The organism is Streptomyces decoyicus (genome assembly GCF_019880305.1).
Lineage (GTDB): Bacteria > Actinomycetota > Actinomycetes > Streptomycetales > Streptomycetaceae > Streptomyces > Streptomyces decoyicus.
This window is the reverse complement of the sequence record NZ_CP082301.1, coordinates 5,029,709-5,044,065: the sequence shown is the minus strand read 5'-3', so window position 1 is coordinate 5,044,065 and position 14,357 is coordinate 5,029,709. Positions and strand designations below refer to the sequence as shown.

Here is a 14,357-nt window from a genome sequence, read left to right as displayed (position 1 = left end):
AGCGCGGCAAGCACTCATGCTGTCCCGGACAGCCCGGCGGCGTTTCGCCTGGTCACCAAGACGGCAAGGGGCGCTGTCCGGTGGGCCGGACAGCGCCCCGTTGCCCTTCTTCGACCGGTGCGCTACCTCTGAGCGGATGGATGACGATTTCCTGCACCCCGCCGACTTACGCGACGCCGAGGAGTTCATGGCGGCGTTGCGGGCGCTCAAGGCCCGTTCCGGACTGACTCTTCGGCAGTTGGAGAGCCGGGCGGCGGACCGCGGCGACGTTCTGCCGCGAAGCACCGTCGCCGACATCCTCCGCAAACAGACCCTGCCACGCCCCGATCTGGTGGCCGCTTTGGTGCGCGCCTGCGGCGAACAGGACCGGTTGGCGGAGTGGACGAGAGCCTGGAAACGCCTTGCCTGCGAGGGGCCGGTCGCCGATACGGGCCCGACCGATACCGGCCCGACCCATACCGGCCCGACCGGCACCGGCCCGACCGGCACCGACCCCCACACCGACACCGTTACCCGCACCGGCACCGGCACCGGCACCGACGGCGATACCGACAACGGCAGCGGCAGCGGCAGTGACGGCACCCCGTCCCACGGGCGGCAGACATCCCAGCCGGTTGCCGGGTCCGCCCTCGCGCCTCACGTCGGGCAGGCAGCGAAATCAGGGCTGCGGACACGGCCCTTGGTCCTGGTGGCTGCTGCGTTGGTGGTGGTGGTGGGCGCCGCCGCGACGGGCCTCCTGCTGGCCGGTGATCTGACGTCGTCACGATCCCGCGCGGCGGATGCCGCCCGCGCTCGGCTTCCAGAGATCCTTGCCGTGAAGTCCGCTGGGAGCTGGGCCCGTATCCGCCCCGTGCGGCCGGCCGGGCTCTGCCTGACGGCAGGGCATGAGCGTTCCGGACGATACCGTTCCGAGGTGGCGGTCCAGCGGCCGTGTACCGAGCCGGGTCCGCGCACGTTCCTCCAGCCCGCCCCCGGCGACCTGACCGCCATCAAGTGGGAACACCCGGTGGACAAGGGCATGGGATGCCTCACCATCCTTGACAGCGGCCCGGCCCAAGGGCTCGTGGAGCCGCAGGAGAACTGCCAGACCGACAAGGACGCCCAGCTCTTCCGGATCGAGCGCTACAGCCCCACCACCCAGGGCTTCCGTCTGCGGCGTGCACAGACCGACCTGTGCCTGGGCATCCGCGACGGTGCGACCGAAGCCGGAGCCGAGGCCGTCCAAGAGCCCTGCGGTGCCGAGCCGGCCCAGCGTTTCCTCATCGATCTGATTCCGCAGACCAACGGCCCGGACTGATGGGCGCCGTCAGGACAGACCTCCGAGACAACCACGCCCACGCCCTACCTCTCGTCGTCGGCATCCGCCGTCCCCGCCGTGGGCGGCCCCTCAGCCGGCCCGGGGCCTTGGGCGTCGTCCGGGGCTGTCGTGGGCCTCTCGCCGCGCTCACGCGCCAGTTCCTCGGCCAGCCGGTCGGAGTGCAGCCGCATTTCCGCTTCCGCCTTGAGGTCAAAATTCCGCACGTTGCCCCCAGAACCTCACGGCGCCCCTGACTCCGGCGCGGCGCTCGGACGGGCTGTCCTCCCGCGCCGCCCGCACAGGCCCGCCGGTTGACTTCTCACCTGCTCTTTCAGTTCTGTCAGTGTTCCCGCCGCGCCTGCCCTCACCCCACCGACGCCGTCACGGAAGCGGCCTGCGGATGCACGCACTCCTGTCCGCCGAGGCCGGTTACGCACCGGTGCGTGACCCCCGGCGTGCACCTCGCGGCGCGCACCGGCCCCGTACACCCTGGTGTGCCTTCCCACTACGCGCCCAAGGACCCCGGCTCCCCCTCCTCCCCCTCCTCCCCCAACGCCTCCGCCAGCACCTCCGCCAGGTGCCGGCCCGGCCGGTCGCCCAGCTGGTCGAGCTGGGTGCGGCAGGAGAAACCGTCCGCGAGAATCTCCGTCCCCTCGGTGGAATCCCTTACGGCAGGCAGGAGTTGATCCTCGGCGCAGGCCACCGAGACCTCGTAGTGGCCGCGCTCGAAGCCGAAGTTGCCGGCCAGGCCGCAGCAGCCGCCGGTCAGCCGGCCGGTGAGGCCGGCACGTTCGCGCAGACGGCGGTCGGCCGCGTCGCCGAGGACCGCGTGCTGGTGGCAGTGGGTCTGGCCGGCAACGGGGCGGTCGATGCGCGGGGGCTGCCAGTCGGGGGCCAGCTCTTCCAGTGCTTGCGCGAAGGTCCGTACGGAGTGGGCCAGTTGGGCGGCGCGGGGGTCGTCCGGGAGGAGTTCGGGGAGGTCCGTGCGCAGGGCGGCGGCGCAGCTCGGTTCGAGGACGACCAGGGGGTGGCCGTCCCGCAGCAGCGGGCTCAGGATCTCGACCGTGCGGCGCATCACCGCGCGGGCCCGGTCGAGCTGACCGGTGGAGACATAGGTCAGGCCGCAGCACAGGGGGCGGTGGCGGCGCGGCAGCGGAGGGGCCCCGGCCGGGCGCAGGGGCGCGGTCGGCGGCAGGAGGGGGCGCAGTCCGGCGGCTTCCAGGACCGTGACGGCGGACCGCCCGACCTCCGGGGAGAGGTGATTGGTGAAGGTGTCGGGCCAGAGGATGACCGTGCGGCCGGACGGGGGTTCGGGGGCTGCTTCGGAAGGTGCCCCGTGAGCCGCCGTCTTCCGGCGGCGCCACCACCAGCGGGTGAAGGTCTCGGTGGCCAGTTCGGGGATCGGGCGCTCGGGCGCGATCCCGCCGAGGCGTTTGCCGACGGCGGCCAGCGGCGTACGGGCGAGGACGTTGAGGGCGGGTACGGCGGGGGCCGCGGCGTGCAGCCACTGGGGGAGGCGGCCCATCGAGTAGTGCGCGGCGGGGCGCCGCCGGCCCGCGTAGTGGTGGTGCAGGAACTCCGCCTTGTAGGTGGCCATGTCGACCCCTACGGGGCAGTCGCTGCGACAGCCCTTGCAGGACAGACAGAGGTCGAGGGCGTCACGTACCTCCGGCGACTGCCAGCCGTCCGTGATCACCTCACCGGCCAGCATCTCGTGCAGCAGACGGGCCCGGCCGCGGGTGGAGTGCTGCTCCTCACCGGTGGCGCGGAAGGACGGGCACATGACGTCCGCCGAGCCCGGACCGGTCGCGGCATTACGGCACTTGGCGACGCCGACACAGCGCCGTACGGCCGCGGAGAAGTCGCCGTTGTCGTGCGGGTAGCCGAACTCGACCGGGACCGGGCGCTCGGGCAGCACCTCGAAGCGGAGGTTCTCGTCGAGCCGGGCGGGGCGGACGAGCATGCCGGGGTTGAGCCCCGCGGCCGGGTCCCAGAGCGACTTGAAGCGTTCGAAGAGGCCGACGAGCTCGGGGCCGTACATCTTCGGGAGCAGTTCGGCGCGGGCCTGGCCGTCGCCGTGCTCGCCGGAGAGCGATCCGCCGTGCGCCACCACCAGTTCGCCCAGGTCGTAGGAGAACTCCCGGAAGCGGCGGATGCCGGGCGCGGTCAGCAGGTCGAAGTCGATACGGACGTGGATGCAGCCGTCGCCGAAGTGCCCGTAGGGCGTGCCGCGCAGACCGTGCTGGGTCAGCAGGGCGCGGAAGTCCCGCAGATACGGGCCGAGCCTGGCGGGTGGTACGGCGCAGTCCTCCCAGCCTGGCCAGGCCTCGGAGCCGTCGGGCAGCCGGGTGGCGGTGCCGGAGGCGTCCTCGCGGATCCGCCACAGGGTGCGCTGGTCGGCCGGGTCGGTGACGAGGGTGTGGTCGGTGGCGCCGTCCGCGGCCGCCGCCCGGCAGAGCGCCTCGGCCCGCGCCGCCGCTTCACCGCGGCTCGCGCCGCCCATCTCCACGAACAGCCAGGCGCCGCCCTTGGGCAGTCCGGCCGCGTCGCCCACCAGGTCGGCGGCCATCCCCTCGACGGTCATCGGGCGGTGGGGCAGCAGCGTGTGGGCGGCCTCGGCCGCCGCGCTCTCGTCGGGGTAGCCGAGGACGGCGAGGGCCCGCGCCGCCGGAGTCTCCACCAGCCGTACGGTCGCCTCGGTCAGTACGCCGAGGGTGCCCTCGCTGCCGGTGAGGGCACGGGCGAGGTCGGTGCCCGCTTCCGGCAGCAGCGCGTCCAGCGCGTAGCCGGAGATCCGGCGGGGGAGGTCGGGGTAGCCGGTGCGCAGCAGCGCCAACTCCCCGTCGACCAGGGCCTTGACGCCGTCCCGCAGCCGCGGGGGCAGTCCGGTCGGGGCGCCGGTGGGGTCCGTACCGCGGCCGGCCCGCACCTGCTCGCCGCCGTACGTCAGCAGCTCCAGCTCGCGGACGCTGTCGGCGGTGGTGCCCCAGACCACCGAGTGCGAGCCGCAGGAGTTGTTGCCGATCATGCCGCCGAGGGTGCAGCGGCTGTGGGTGGACGGGTCGGGGCCGAAGGTCAGTCCATGCGCTCCGGCCGCCGCCCGCAGGTCGTCCAGGACGACGCCGGGCTGGACGACGGCGGTGCGGGCGGCGGCGTCCAGCGACACGATGCGCCGCATGTGCCGGGTGAAGTCCAGCACCACGCCGACGCCGGTCGCCTGCCCGGCGATACTGGTCCCGCCGCCGCGCGGCACCACCGGCACGCCGTGCTCCCGGCACACCCGCAGCGCCGCCGCGACGTCCTCGGCGTCCTTGGGCGCGACCACCGCTCTGGGCACCCGCCGGTAATTGGACGCGTCCATCGTCATCAGTGCCCGGTCGGCCGCGGCGAACGAGACCTCCCCCCGTACCGCGGCCGCCAACTCCTCCGCCAGGTTCCGCTTCTCCGTCTCCGTGCGATCAGCCATGTCTCCAGCCTGCCCACTGGGGCGGGTTCATGGGGCATCGGCAGGCCGGTGAGTTGCGGAGGTCGGCGGAGCCGGGCGGGGACGGTGGCGACGGCGGCCGGTGCGCGGTTCCGCCGCGGACGGTGGTGACAGCGGCCGGTGTGCGATTCAGCCGCAGACGGTGGTGACAGCAGCCGGTGTGCGATTCAGCCGCGGACGGTGGTGACGGCGGACGGTGTGCGGTCGGCCGTGGCGGCCCCGGACGGGTGGAAGCGGAAGACGTTCTCCGGGTCGTGGTGGGCCTTGAGCCCGGCCAGTCGCCGGTGCTCGTCGGCGTCGTGCACACTGCGCGCCACCTCCGCGGCGTCCGGCCGCTCCCCGTGCGAGCCGAAGAGGAAGTTCACGCTGCGGCCGATCCGCCAGGGCGCGACGGCCGCCAGCGCCTCGGCGTGCAGCGCCCGTACGGCCGCGAGGGCGGCGCCGGGCCCCTCGGAGGCAGCCTCACCGGAGCCGCGCCCGTCGGCACCGCGCCCGCGGGCACCGGTCCCGCCGTCACCGGGCCCGTCGGCACCGAGGTCGTCGGCGCCGCGATCGTCTCCCGTATCGGCACCGAGGCCATCGCCCGCCTCGGCTCCGGGCAGCGGCGACAGCAGCCGCAGCGCGAACCGGGCGTCCCGGTGGCCGACGGAACCGGCCACCTCCTCCGGCCCGCCCCGCTTCGCCATCGCACCCCCGAGATGGTTGAGCTGGAGTACGCACATCGTCGGCGCGTCCGGCCCGGTCAACACGGCCACCCGGTGCAGCGCGTCCACGTCCAGCCCGCTGAGCAGCGCATTGTCACCGTCGTAGGCGTGCGGATCGCTCGGGTCCCGGTGGATGGTGTGCGAGTCGGCGTACGGCATCTCGCGCAGCTCGTCGCTCACCCGCGGCCCCACCGCCCGCAGCGGCGCCACCAGCCGCTCGCCCTCCTCGGCGCTCCCCGTGTAGGCGATCCGGATCTGTGCGAGATAGCGGCCGCGCAGCGGCTCGGGCAGCTGCGCGAGGTCCGGGTAGGCGATCAGCGCGAGCGACGACGTCAGCTCGTCCGGCACGGTCTCGGTCCAGCGCAGATACGCCGCCAGCGCCTCGTCGATCCGCTCGCCGCCGAACACCAGCTGCCCGCCGTACAACCGGGCCACCGGCACCAGCCCGAACTCCATCGCGGTCACCACCCCGAGGCCGTGGCCGCCGCCGAGGAGCGCCCGGAACAGCTCGGGATCGCTGTCCGCCGTGACGTGCAGCTGCCGCGCGTCGGCGGTGACGAGGTCGACGGACCGCACCTGGTCGGCGGCGAAGCCATAGGTACGGGCCAGCACCCCGACACCGCCCCCGAGGGTGTACGAGATGACGCCGACGCCCGGGGAGGAGCCGTTGAGCGGCGCGAGGCCGTGCGGGGCCGCTGCCTCGACGACCTGTCCCCAGACGACGCCCGCCTCGGCCCGCGCACTACCGGCCGCCGCGTCCACCCGTACCCCGGCCATCCGCCGCGTACTGATCAGCAGCCCGCCGTCGGCGGCCGCGGACAGCCCGTGCCCGGTGGCCTGTACGGCGACCGGCAGCCCCTGGGCGCGGGCGAAGCGCACCGCGGCGACGACGTCCCCGGCACACTCCGCCCCGACGATCACGTCCGGCCGGTGCCGGTACGCCCGTTGGAATCCGGACCGCTCGGCGTCATATCCCTCGCCGCCGGGGACGAGGACCGGGCCCCGGGTCTGCCGTACGAGCTCGGCGAGGGCGGAGGGGGTGGCAGGCGTGGCGGGAGCGGCGGGAGCGGCGGGAGCGGCGGGGATCGGCGTCGCGCCCGTACGTCCGCCGGGGCCGCCGGGGCCGCCGGAGCCGCCGGGACGGGTCCCAGGGAGCTGACGAGGGTCCTGGGTGGGATGAGCGTGACGGGTGGGATGGGTGGGATGAGTGGCATGGGTGTGACGGCTCTGGCGGGTGTGCGGGGTGCGGTCGTTGCTCTCCATGCCGCGCACTCTGCTGCGATAACTTGACACCCGCCGTCATGTATAAATGCGCCCGTGAAAGCGGACCGGCTCCTCTCGATCCTCCTGCTCCTCCAGACCCGCGGCCGGGTGCCGGCCGGGGAGCTCGCCGAACGGCTGGAGGTCTCCACCCGGACCGTCTACCGCGACATCGAGTCGCTGTCGGCGTCCGGGGTGCCGGTCTATGCCGAACGCGGCCGGCACGGCGGAATCGCGCTGCTGCCCGGCTTCCGTACGGACGTCACGGGCCTGACCACCGACGAGGCACGCGCCCTGTTCATCCTCGCCGCGCAGGGCGCACACTCCGCCCTCGGTCTGGACGAGGCGCTCGGCTCGGCGCTGCGCAAGGTGATGGCCGCGCTGCCCGCCCCGCACCGTCCCGCCGCGGAGCTGGCCGGCAGCCGCATCCTGGTCGATCCGGACCGGTGGATGGGCGGCCCCCGCCCCGCCGTGGACCTCGACGTCCTTCACACGGCCGTCTTCACCGACCTCCGGCTCCGTATCCGCTACCGGCACAGCGGCGAGACCCGGCTGCGGACCTACACCGTCGACCCGTACGGGCTCGTGGCCAAGGCCGGTACCTGGTACCTCGTCGCGGACCGGCGCGGCAGACCGCAGCTCTTCCGGGCCGACCGGGTGGCGTCGGCCACCCTCACCGACGCCCCGGTACGCCGCCGCGCGGGCGTGGCGCTCGCGCAGGTCTGGCAGCAGCTGCGGCGCGAGGTGGAGGACCGGCCCGCGGACGTACGGGTCACCGCCCGGATCCGCCGCGACCGGCTCGACCTGGCCGTACGGATCCTCGGCGGGGCCCTGACCGGGCCACCCCGTACGGGTGACGACGAGTGCGCCGGAGACGGCGAGGACGCCGGGAACGAGGCCGGCGCGGGGGACGACGTGGGCACACGTGACGAGGCCGGCCCCGAGGACAGCAAGAGCACCGGAAACGACTGGGCCACCCTCGATCTGGCCTACCCGGTCCTCCCCGCCGTCCGGCAACTGCTCCAGTTCGGCGACTCCCTCGAAGTGCTCGACCCGCCCGAGGCCCGACAGGTGATGGCCGAGGCCGCCGCCGCCCTCACCGCCGTCTACACGGCACCCGCCCCGTCCGCGTGAGCTGGTGGCACTCCGACCCGGCCGTCCACCGTACGGGCGGCTGACGTCTCACCCGCTGGACGCGCCGCCGAGCCCCGCAGCGCGACGGATTAGGCTTCCCCCGTGGCTGATATCCAGATTCCCGCTGACATCAAGCCCGCCGACGGACGCTTCGGCGCGGGCCCCTCCAAGGTGCGTACGGAGGCGCTCGGCGCCCTCGCCGCCACCGGTAGCTCCCTTCTCGGCACGTCCCACCGCCAGGCCCCGGTCAAGAACCTGGTCGGCAAGGTGCGCGACGGCGTACGTGACCTCTTCCAGCTCCCCGAGGGCTACGAGGTCGTCCTCGGCAACGGCGGCTCCACCGCGTTCTGGGACATCGCGACGCACGGCCTGATCGAGCGCAAGTCCCAGCACCTCAGCTTCGGTGAGTTCTCCTCGAAGTTCGCCAAGGCCGCCAAGCTGGCGCCGTGGCTGGACGAGCCCACCGTCATCTCCGCCGACCCGGGCAGCCACCCTGACCCGCAGGCGGAGCAGGGCGTGGACGTCTACGGCTTCACCCACAACGAGACCTCGACCGGCGTCGCCGCCCCCATCAAGCGGGTCGCGGGCGCCGACGAGGGCGCGCTGGTGCTGGTCGACGCCACCTCCGGCGCCGGCGGGCTGCCCGTGGACATCGCCGAGACCGACGTCTACTACTTCGCCCCGCAGAAGTCGTTCGCCTCGGACGGCGGTCTGTGGCTCGCGGCCTTCTCCCCCGCCGCCCTGGAGCGCGCCCGCGCCATCCACGCGTCCGGCCGCCACATCCCGGAGTTCTTCTCGCTGCCCACGGCGATCGACAACTCCCTCAAGAACCAGACGTACAACACCCCCGCGCTGTCCACCCTCTTCCTGCTCAACGAGCAGCTGGAGTGGATCAACGGCCAGGGCGGCCTGGACTGGGCGGTCCGCCGCACCGCCACCTCCTCGCGCACCCTCTACGGCTGGGCCGAGGACTCCAAGTACGCCACCCCGTTCGTCACCGACCCGGCCAAGCGCTCGCAGGTCATCGGCACCATCGACTTCGCCGACGACATCGACGCCGCGGCCGTCGCCAAGGCCCTGCGCGCCAACGGCATCGTCGACACCGAGCCCTACCGCAAGCTCGGCCGCAACCAGCTGCGGATCGCGATGTTCCCGGCGATCGACCCGACGGACGTCGAGGCACTGACGGCCTGCATCGACCACGTGATCGGCAAGCTGTAACGGCCTGACGGACCACGCATCACGCACCACCACAGGCCCCGGCGGGCGACCGCCGGGGCCTGTGTGTTGCCGGCCCGGTGCGCGCTAGCGGTTCAGCCGCTGGAAGCGCCGTACCGCCAGCGGCAGGAAGACCGCCGTGAGGACGAGCGGCCACAGCACCGCCATCAGCACCGCATGTGCCTCGACCCAACTGCCGCCCGTGGTGGCCGGGTTGCCGAAGAGGGTGCGGATGGCGCCGGCCGTCGAGGAGACCGGGTTCCACCTCGCGATCATGCCCAGCCAGTCCGGCATCATCGACGGCGGTGTGAAGACGCTGGAGATCATGCCGAAGGGGAAGGCGAGGGCGTAGAGCCCGCCGGCCGTTTCCTGGTTGGGCACCAGGAGGCCGAGGAAGACACCGATCCAGGTGAGCGCGAAGCGCAGAAGCAGCAGCAGTCCGAAGGCGGCCAGGGTGGCGGCCGGACTGCCGTGGGAGCGCCAGCCGACGATCATGGCGATCACGGCCAGCGCCGCGAGGTCGATGCTCGCGCTGATCACATCGGAGACCCCGCGCCCGCTGACCACGGCCGAGGGCGCCATCGGCATGGAGCGGAAGCGGTCGGTGACACCACGGTCCCGGTCGATGACGACGATCAGCGCGGTGTTCATGAAGCCGAAGGACATCGTCATCGCGAAGATGCCGGGCATCGCGAACGTCGGGTAGTCCACACCGCTGCCGACGTCCATCGCGCTGCCGAAGACATAGACGAAGAGCAGGACGGAGACGACCGGGAAGCCCAGCTGCCAGGCGATGTTGACGGGCTGCCGGACGAGGTGGGTCAGGTCCCGGCGGATGATGGTCCAGCAGTCGGCGAGGGCCCAGTAGAGGCGGCGCGCGGGGCTGTTGTCCGGGCCGGCCGGGCCCGGAGAGCCGCCGCCCTGGATGTGCGGCACGGTGCCGGCGCTCATGCGGCCGCCTCCTGTCCGGCCCCGGCCGGACGGTGACCCGTGAGCCGCAGGAAGACCTCGTCCAGCGTGGGCCGGCGCAGTGCGATGTCCTCGACGCCGACGCCCTCGTCCTGGAGGGTGCGGGCGACCTCGGTCAGCGCCGCCACACCGTCGGCCACCGGCGCCCCGACCCGCCGCTCGGCCTCGTCCCGCGTGGGCGGCACATCGTCCGCGGCGACCCGCGCCACGGTGCGCACGGCGTGCGGCAGGTCGGCCGGGTCGCGCACCACCACCTGGAGGCTGTCCCCGCCGGCCTGCCGCTTCAGTTCGGCGGGCGTACCGTCGGCGATCGTCCGTCCGTGCTCGATGACGGCGATACGGTCGGCCAGCCGGTCCGCCTCGTCGAGGTACTGGGTGGTCAGCAGGACCGTGGTGCCGGACGCGGCCAGCGAACGGACCGACTCCCACACCTCGTTGCGGCTGCGCGGATCGAGGCCGGTGGTCGGCTCGTCCAGGAAGAGCACCTCGGGTGCGAGGATCAGGCTCGCGGCGAGGTCGAGCCGGCGGCGCATCCCGCCGCTGTAGCCCTTGGCCGGTTTCCCGGCCGCCTCCTGCAATCCGAACCGGTCCAGCAGTTCCGTCGCACGCATCCGTGCCCGGTGTGCGCCGAGGTGGAAGAGCCTGCCGAACATCTCCAGATTCTGACGCCCGCTCAGTATCTCGTCCACGGCGGCATATTGACCCGCGAGACCGATCGTGGCCCGTACCCGCTCCGGTGCCCGCGCCACATCGTGCCCGGCGACGGTCGCCCGTCCGCCGTCCGGTCGCAGCAGGGCGGTCAGGATGCGGACGGCCGTGGTCTTGCCCGAGCCGTTCGGCCCGAGCAGGCCGTGCACCGTGCCGCGGCGGACGGCGAGGTCGAGACCGTCCAGCGCCCGCTTGTCGCCGTACCGCTTCTCCAGGCTCTCCGCGAGAACCGCCACATCCGGCGGTGGCGGCGCCTGAACGGCCTCCGCCGCACCCGCCCCTCGCCGTGCCCCTCGCCGTGCCCCTCTCCTTGCCCCGCGCCCTGTCCCGTTCACCTTGCCGGCCATCGTCGGATCCCCTCCGGTCGAAAACTGGGTACACCGTACCCGATTGCGCGTACAGCGTACCCAGTTCCCGTCGGGGGGCGGCATAGGATGAGCGCACGATGACGACGACAGAACACAGCGGCAGCGGCGATGTCTCGCGCAGCCTGGAGCTGCTCTGGGGCCTCACCGACCGGCCCAGCCGCGGCCCCAAGCCGGGCCTCACCGTTGACCGCATCGTCACCACGGCGGTGGCGGTCGCCGATTCCGACGGGCTCGGCGCACTGTCCATGCGCCGGGTCGCCACCGACCTCGGCGTCGGCACCATGTCCCTCTACCGCTACGTACCGGGCAAGGCCGAACTCCTCGACCTGATGCTCGACAAGGTCTCCGAGTTCGACAGCGAGGCCCACCCCGACCCCGCCGCCGGCTGGCGCCCCGCGCTCGAGGCCCTCGCCCGCGACAACTGGCGGCTGCACCAACGGCATCCCTGGCTGCTCCAGGTCGACCAGGCCCGCCCGCTGCTCGGCCCCAACGCCCTGGACTCACTGGAGTACGCGCTGCGCGCCCTGGCCGGCACCGGCCTGACCGACCGCGAGAAGATCCACGTCATGGTGTCCCTCGGCGGCTTCATCACCGGCACCGCCCGCACCGAGCTCAACGCCGCCCTCGCCGAGAAGCGGACCGGTATCAGCAACGCGGACTTCTGGCGGGCCCAGGAGCCGGTCCTGTCCAAGGCGATGCTGAGCGGCCGCTACCCCGCCCTCGCCGGCCTGGACCAGGACACGTTCACCGGCGGCGACACCCCGGTCTTCGAGCTGGGCCTGGCCGCACTCCTGGACGGATTCGAGGTGCTCATCGCCGCCCGCAGTACCGCCCGAACGGACGCACCATGATGTGACGAAACAGGCCGGATGTGCCTGTATGGGAGTCATGACGAATCCCCCGAGCCCCGGCCTCGCCCCCTTCGAGCGGCAAGGGGCGATTGTGCTGACCACGTACAAGCGGGACGGCACGGGCGTCGGCACAGCGATGAACATCGCCGTCGACGGCGACCACGCCTACCTCCGTACGTACAGCAGCGCCTGGAAGGCCAAGCGGATGCGGAACTTCCCCGACGTGGAGATCTGCGCCTCCACCTGGCGGGGCCGTCCCACCGGGCCCACCGTGCCGGCGCGGGTGCGGCTGCTGGACCCGCAGACCCGGGAGTACCGGCGGGCCGAGCGCTCACTGACCCGCAAATACCCCTTGATCCACGGCCTGTTGGTTCCGCTGGTGCACCGGCTGAGGAAAGAGCGGACGCTGCACTACGAGCTGCGGCTGACCGAGGGCGCGGGAGCAACGGGCGAGGAATAGGCGTGTCGCCGCCATGGAGGAACTCATCCGCCATGACGGCGACAGCCCGACGCCCATGGGACCGAGGCCGCACCTCTGCGCAGCGCAGGGAGCAGAACTCGCGTGGCCCCGGGGGACTACACCGGGCCCGCGGCTGCGTGGCGCAGCGCCGGGCCCGGCTCGGTCACTTGTGGACGATCACGCAGGGCATGCCCTTGAAGGGGTGCTTGTAGCCGTAGCCCCACCACTCGGCGCACACCCGCCAGCCGTTCGGGACGTGCTGCTTGATCGACCAGGTGCGGTAGTCCGTGTCACCGTTGTTGGTGTCACCCCAGCCGCGCAGTTCCCGGCTGTAGTGGTTGCCGCTGTCCCTCAGGATCAGGTGCGCCGTGGCCTTGAAGGCGTGCGGCTTCCGCGTCGTCGTCACCGAGGACACATAGGTGCCGCTGCCGCGGACGGTGATGGTCTCGCCCCGGCTGGAGGAGTGGCCGGTGGCGGAAGCCGGCGTCTGCAGAGCGCCGACGGCCAGGAGCGCGAGCCCCGCGACTATGGCCTTCTTGTTTCGCACGTTCCTCACATGTTTTCTCTGTGCTCGCGGCGCATCCCCGCGGGGAGACACCGCGTCGGAAAGGGACGGCGACGACACTAGATCATTTTCATTGGATCTTCAGATCGTGGTCAGGTGTGTCGTCAACCGAGGTGCAGCGCTCGTGGGTTGAGCCGCCGCGACCGAGCCGGACGGACCGGACGGACCGGACCCAGTACCCGGCCCCTCAGTCCGGCCCCGGCTCTCGCCGTCAGCGACGGCGCAGCAGCCTGCGCAGCCCGACGACCAGCGCCGTGGCCACGGCGAGGACCATGGCGCCCTTGATGAAGGAAGGATCCAGGTCCGTCCCCGAACCGCTTTTCCCACCCTGCCCGTTGGCGCCGTCACCGTTCGCCGGGTCGTCCTTCGCCGTGTCCGGCAGCTGCTCGTCACTCAGGCCGACCGGTTCGACCTCGCTGTCGCTGCCCTCCGAGCCGTACATCAGGGTGCGGCCGTCGGCGGTGAAGGAGACCGATTCCCCCTGCTGTTGGACCGGCACGCCCACGCTGCCGAGGTCCTTCGGGCTGCCGTCCTGCCACCGGTAGATCCGGGCACCGAAGTAGCTGCGCATCACCAGACGGGTGCCGTCGGGGGAGAACGCGCCGTCGGTCGCCCACAGATCGATCGGCGCGACCTTGCGGAAGACGTTGGCGCCGGCGGTGGTGAGCCGCTGCGGGCCCTCGTAGAGGGCGCCACCACCGTCCTGCTTCTTGCTGGCGATATAGACCCGGCCGGTCCTGGGGTGCACCATCAGCGCTTCGGCGTCCCGCGGGCCGTCCGCGTACTTCACATCGAACTGGGTCGCCCTGACGGTGGCGTCGCGCAGCTTCTCCGGCTCGGGGAAGCGGTAGATCCAGACGTGGTTCCAGGTGCCGCCGAGGTTGTCACCGATGTCGCCGACGTAGACGTTGCCGTCCGGGCCGATCGAGATCGCCTCGACATCGCGCGGTGTGCCGATGCCGCGCAGCGTGATCCTGGCGACCGTACGGCCGGACCTGCCGTCGACGGCGTAGACGTACGGGCCGTCGTCGCTGTCGTTGTGGGTCCAGTAGATCCCGGGGTGCTTCCGGCTGGCGGCCAGACCGCTGGACTCGGTGATCCGGGGATCGCCGATGGTGAAGCCGTCGGGCTCGTCGGCGGCGGCGGGCACCACGGCCGCCGACCACAGGATTCCCGCGGCACCGGCCGCGCACAGAAGCGAACGCATGGGCACAGACTGCCATCCCGGGACGCGGCCCGTGGCGCGTCCGCCGCCTCGTCACCTCCGCCCTCACCGCGGCATCGGCCCCGTCACCACGCTGCGGGCCGGGGCGTGTCCAGCGTCACGTACCGAGCAGTA

General features: G+C 72.7%; 12 protein-coding genes. 5 read left to right on the top strand and 7 right to left on the bottom strand.

What is annotated here, in order from left to right:
• Nucleotides 1–136 precede the first annotated feature (136 nt).
• Nucleotides 137–1,297, top strand: a complete 1,161-nt coding sequence (locus K7C20_RS22310) for a helix-turn-helix domain-containing protein (protein ID WP_048830032.1) — start codon at nucleotides 137–139, stop codon at nucleotides 1,295–1,297.
• A 44-nt stretch (nucleotides 1,298–1,341) separates the two neighbouring features.
• On the opposite strand, the gene K7C20_RS22305 is transcribed toward K7C20_RS22310, so the two are convergent.
• The 3 genes from K7C20_RS22305 to K7C20_RS22295 all read right to left on the bottom strand — a co-directional run bounded on the left by K7C20_RS22305 (nucleotide 1,342) and on the right by K7C20_RS22295 (nucleotide 6,748).
• Entirely contained in the window at nucleotides 1,342–1,521 is a 180-nt protein-coding gene (locus K7C20_RS22305; protein WP_150127223.1) for a hypothetical protein, read from the bottom strand.
• A 281-nt stretch (nucleotides 1,522–1,802) separates the two neighbouring features.
• Nucleotides 1,803–4,763: an FAD-binding and (Fe-S)-binding domain-containing protein gene (locus K7C20_RS22300; protein WP_053209243.1), complete on the bottom strand. Its 2,961-nt coding sequence runs from the start codon at nucleotides 4,761–4,763 to the stop codon at nucleotides 1,803–1,805.
• Nucleotides 4,764–4,948: 185 nt separating this feature from the next.
• Nucleotides 4,949–6,748 (bottom strand): FAD-dependent oxidoreductase, encoded by a 1,800-nt coding sequence (locus K7C20_RS22295; RefSeq protein WP_342452572.1) that lies wholly within the window; start codon nucleotides 6,746–6,748, stop codon nucleotides 4,949–4,951.
• 54 nt (nucleotides 6,749–6,802) lie between these two features.
• Between K7C20_RS22295 and K7C20_RS22290 the strand changes: the two genes are divergently transcribed.
• Nucleotides 6,803–7,879 (top strand): helix-turn-helix transcriptional regulator, encoded by a 1,077-nt coding sequence (locus K7C20_RS22290; protein ID WP_030086340.1) that lies wholly within the window; start codon nucleotides 6,803–6,805, stop codon nucleotides 7,877–7,879.
• Nucleotides 7,880–7,981: 102 nt separating this feature from the next.
• Entirely contained in the window at nucleotides 7,982–9,100 is a 1,119-nt protein-coding gene (gene serC, locus K7C20_RS22285) for a phosphoserine transaminase (RefSeq protein ID WP_030086342.1), read from the top strand.
• Nucleotides 9,101–9,184: 84 nt separating this feature from the next.
• On the opposite strand, the gene K7C20_RS22280 is transcribed toward serC, so the two are convergent.
• A complete protein-coding gene (locus K7C20_RS22280) occupies nucleotides 9,185–10,048 on the bottom strand; it encodes an ABC transporter permease (RefSeq protein ID WP_053209244.1) in 864 nt (287 codons plus the stop codon).
• On the bottom strand, nucleotides 10,045–11,010 hold the full coding sequence (locus K7C20_RS22275) for an ATP-binding cassette domain-containing protein (protein ID WP_053209245.1): 966 nt from the start codon (nucleotides 11,008–11,010) through the stop codon (nucleotides 10,045–10,047). The genes K7C20_RS22280 and K7C20_RS22275 overlap by 4 nt, the downstream gene beginning before the upstream one ends.
• 209 nt (nucleotides 11,011–11,219) lie before the next feature.
• Here K7C20_RS22275 and K7C20_RS22270 point away from each other — a divergent pair, with 209 nt between their 5' ends.
• Together K7C20_RS22270 and K7C20_RS22265 are read left to right on the top strand one after the other, a co-directional pair.
• Nucleotides 11,220–11,993: a TetR/AcrR family transcriptional regulator gene (locus tag K7C20_RS22270; protein WP_030086353.1), complete on the top strand. Its 774-nt coding sequence runs from the start codon at nucleotides 11,220–11,222 to the stop codon at nucleotides 11,991–11,993.
• A gap of 37 nt (nucleotides 11,994–12,030) precedes the next feature.
• The gene (locus K7C20_RS22265; protein ID WP_030086355.1) at nucleotides 12,031–12,453 is read left to right on the top strand and encodes a PPOX class F420-dependent oxidoreductase; all 423 of its coding nucleotides are present in this window, start codon (nucleotides 12,031–12,033) and stop codon (nucleotides 12,451–12,453) included.
• A 163-nt stretch (nucleotides 12,454–12,616) separates the two neighbouring features.
• Here K7C20_RS22265 and K7C20_RS22260 read toward each other — a convergent pair whose 3' ends face one another.
• Together K7C20_RS22260 and K7C20_RS22255 are read right to left on the bottom strand one after the other, a co-directional pair.
• Entirely contained in the window at nucleotides 12,617–13,009 is a 393-nt protein-coding gene (locus tag K7C20_RS22260) for a hypothetical protein (protein WP_245171163.1), read from the bottom strand.
• Between the two features lie 220 nt (nucleotides 13,010–13,229).
• Complete coding sequence (locus K7C20_RS22255) at nucleotides 13,230–14,225, bottom strand: SdiA-regulated/phytase-like domain-containing protein (RefSeq protein WP_053209246.1); 996 nt, start codon at nucleotides 14,223–14,225, stop codon at nucleotides 13,230–13,232.
• Between the last annotated feature and the right edge of the window lie 132 nt (nucleotides 14,226–14,357).